The organism is Streptomyces sp. NPDC001851 (assembly GCF_040297165.1).
Lineage (GTDB): Bacteria > Actinomycetota > Actinomycetes > Streptomycetales > Streptomycetaceae > Streptomyces.
The window spans coordinates 1-413 of record NZ_JBEOYR010000077.1 but is presented as its reverse complement, the minus strand read 5'-3'; the positions used below and the strand labels follow the sequence as shown (position 1 = coordinate 413).

Below are 413 nucleotides of genomic sequence, written 5' to 3'. Positions count from 1 at the left end.
TGCGGCCAGGGGAGGGGTTGTCGGTGCAACGCCATCTCCACCGTGCCGAACATTGGATCGTTGTGAGTGGGACAGCAAGAGTTAACGTTGATGATCAAGAGTTCTTCTTGTCGGAAAATCAGTCTACCTTCATTCCTGCGGGCAGTGTCCATACGCTAGAAAACCCGGGAAAAATCGATTTGGAAATGATCGAGGTCAGGTCGGGGCGCTATCTGGAAGAAGATGATATTGAGCGTTTGCAAGATCGCTATGGCAGAGTTTAACAGGGTTTGGTAATGCAAAAATTGACGTGTTTTAAAGCTTATGACATCCGGGGAAAGCTGGGCGAAGAGCTGAATGAGGACATCGCGTATCGTATTGGACGTGCCTATGGCGAGTTTTTGAAGCCCAAACGGATCGTGTTGGGCTGCGAT

At 49.6% G+C, this 413-nt stretch carries 1 protein-coding gene and 1 pseudogene; both read left to right on the top strand.

All coding sequences use genetic code 11. From position 1 onward, the window contains the following. Window positions 1-263, top strand: a 263-nt coding sequence (locus ABT171_RS41575) for a cupin domain-containing protein (protein WP_351252142.1), incomplete at its 5' end; no start/stop codon positions are given. Between the two features lie 12 nt (window positions 264-275). After that, window positions 276-413, top strand: a pseudogene (locus tag ABT171_RS41570) (phosphomannomutase CpsG); the annotation flags it as partial.